The sequence below is a fragment of the Mesorhizobium sp. M7A.F.Ca.US.014.04.1.1 genome, from assembly GCF_003998745.1.
GTDB lineage: Bacteria > Pseudomonadota > Alphaproteobacteria > Rhizobiales > Rhizobiaceae > Mesorhizobium > Mesorhizobium ciceri.
In genome coordinates, this window is the sequence record NZ_RZRW01000405.1 from 3,035 (window position 1) to 5,333 (window position 2,299).

Here is a 2,299-nt window from a genome sequence, read left to right on the forward strand (position 1 = left end):
CCAGCTTCAAGCGACCGAAATCGGCAGCTTCGCCGCTGAACTTTCAAAGGCTGCGTCGATCAGCTTCTGCATGTCGGCGGCGCGCCGGAACGACGGATCGCCATTCCGGCCTGCATCCAGCGCATCGGCAAAGCGTCGCGCATTGCGCTTGACACTGGGCAGATCCAAAGTCCGCCAGCGCTGAAGATCGACATCCCCGCCGAGGCAGGCCGACAGGCTCGATGCCTTGCCGTCGGTCTCGACCTTGATGGCGCCCTGGGTGCCGTGCAGGGCCAGCGACAGATCGTTGGCGTGACCGGTCATGTAGCGGCTCGCCACGATCGTGGCGAGCGCGCCGCAATCGAGCCGCGCCGTCATTGCCACGCTGTCATTGGCGTCCAGCACATAGTCGCCGATGCGCTCGCCCTCGGCCTTCGGAAACGTCACCAGATCGGCATGCAGGCTGACGATATCCTGGCCGGCGCCATAGGTGGCGAAATCCAGGATATGGATGCCGACATCGCCCAGCACGCCGGTCGAACCGTGCCGGCTGGACAAGCGCCACCGCCATTTGTCCTCGACCCGCCAGTCACCCCATGATTTGCTGACCAGCCAGCTTTGCCGGTAGCTCGCCTCGACATGGCGCAATGCGCCGATCTCGCCGGCCTGAACCATGCGCCGCGCCTCGTGGATCGCCGGTGAGTTGCGATAGGTGAGGTTGACCATGTTGATCACCCCGGCAGCCTCGGCCGCTTCGGTCATAGCAAGTGCGTCGGCATGATTCGGCGCCAGCGGCTTTTCGCAAAACACATGTTTTCCTACGCCGAGCAGCGCCAGCGTCGTCGCCCTATGGGCACCATCCGGCGTCGCGTTGATGGCGGCATCGAACTGGCCCCAGGCGATCGCCGCCTCCAGGCTCTCGAAAGAATCGCCGATCTTGCTGGCCGCGGCGAACGCCGCAGCGCGACCGGGCACCTGGTCGACACAGGCGACGATGCTGCAGCCGGGAATCCCGGCAAACTCCTCGACATGATGCCCGGCGATACCGCCGGTGCCGAGCAGAAGAATTCGATGCATTAGCCCCAAGCCCCCAAAATCAACTCACGCCTTGGGCAACTCAGGCCCGATCAGCTCAGGCCGCCCCAATCAGCTCAGGCCCTTGTCGCCATCGGCATGCAGGCGCAGCCCCTTCTGCACGATCTTCTCCTTGGCCGCATCCGTCGGCACGTTCGGCGCATTGGTGATGCCGGACCAGGCCGGCGCCGGATTGTGCGCCCAATGGACGGCGTTGCGCAGCACCTGCTGCACGCCCTCATTGTGATAGATCGGATAGGTTTCGTGGCCGGGCGAGAAGGCTCGCCATACATTTCGGTCTCGCCGATCTCCAGGCACTCGCCAATGCCTTGCGCGATCGGGTGGCCGCGGTTGATCGCCCAGACGCGCTCGCGCTCGCCCGCCTCGCGCCATTTCAGCGAACAGGGCGTGCCCATCAGCCGCTTGAAGATCTTCGAGTAGTGGCCGGAATGGAGCACGATCAGGCCCATCCCTTCCCAGACCCGCTTCTGCACCCGCTCGACGATCTCGTCCTTGACCTCGCCATGCGCCGCGTGGCCCCACCACAAAAGCACGTCGGTGGCCGCCAGGCGCTTTTCGCTCAGGCCGTGCTCGGGCTCCTGCAAGGTGGCGGTGGCCGCCTCGATGCCCTTGTCCTGGTTGAGCGCGGCGGCGATGGTGCCGTGCATCCCCAAGGGATAGAGTTCGCGCACGGCTTCATTGGTCTGCTCGTGGACGTTCTCGCCCCAAACGATCGCTTTTGTCGGCATTTTCATCTCCCAAAGCGCTTTAAATAGCACGCCCAAGGAGATTGAGAAGGTCCGATGCGATCTGGCCCGATGGAATACTAGGTCTTGCGCTTCTTGCGCCCCGGCACGGTCTTGGCCTTGCCCGGTTTCGCCGGTGCGCCGGGGATGGCGGTTCCGGTAATGGATACCGGATCGCTGGCCGGGAACGTGTCTTCGAGGCCTTCCTCGAGTTCCTCTTCGGCGCTCGGGGCTTCATGTCGCTCATGTTCGAGCGAGCGGACGGCCGATGTCTTTTTGACCGGCGACTTCGGCGCGGAATTCGACGGCATCGGCATTTCTCCCTCGGCGTGCGGATGCAGAACGAGCGTGCCCTGCAAAACGTTCCGAGTTCAGACCGCCGCGTCGCGCGATCCCTCGGACAGGAAAGTAAAGACATAGTCCGAGAAGGAACGCCAGCATTCGACCCGGAAGGCATCGGCGGCTGTGCGCAACAGCACGATCTCGGTCTTGCCCAGGAT

The 2,299-nt window shown here is 64.0% G+C and carries 2 protein-coding genes and 2 pseudogenes; all 4 read right to left on the bottom strand.

Annotated features, from left to right (window positions below; all coding sequences use genetic code 11):
- Window positions 1–6: 6 nt before the first annotated feature.
- On the bottom strand, window positions 7–1,056 hold the full coding sequence (locus EOA22_RS23410) for a Gfo/Idh/MocA family oxidoreductase (RefSeq protein WP_127390246.1): 1,050 nt from the start codon (window positions 1,054–1,056) through the stop codon (window positions 7–9).
- A gap of 69 nt (window positions 1,057–1,125) precedes the next feature.
- Window positions 1,126–1,802, bottom strand: a pseudogene (locus EOA22_RS23415) (ThuA domain-containing protein).
- 77 nt (window positions 1,803–1,879) lie between these two features.
- Window positions 1,880–2,110 (bottom strand): hypothetical protein, encoded by a 231-nt coding sequence (locus tag EOA22_RS23420; RefSeq protein WP_024502775.1) that lies wholly within the window; start codon window positions 2,108–2,110, stop codon window positions 1,880–1,882.
- Between the two features lie 60 nt (window positions 2,111–2,170).
- Window positions 2,171–2,299: pseudogene (locus EOA22_RS23425) on the bottom strand (sarcosine oxidase subunit gamma); the annotation flags it as partial.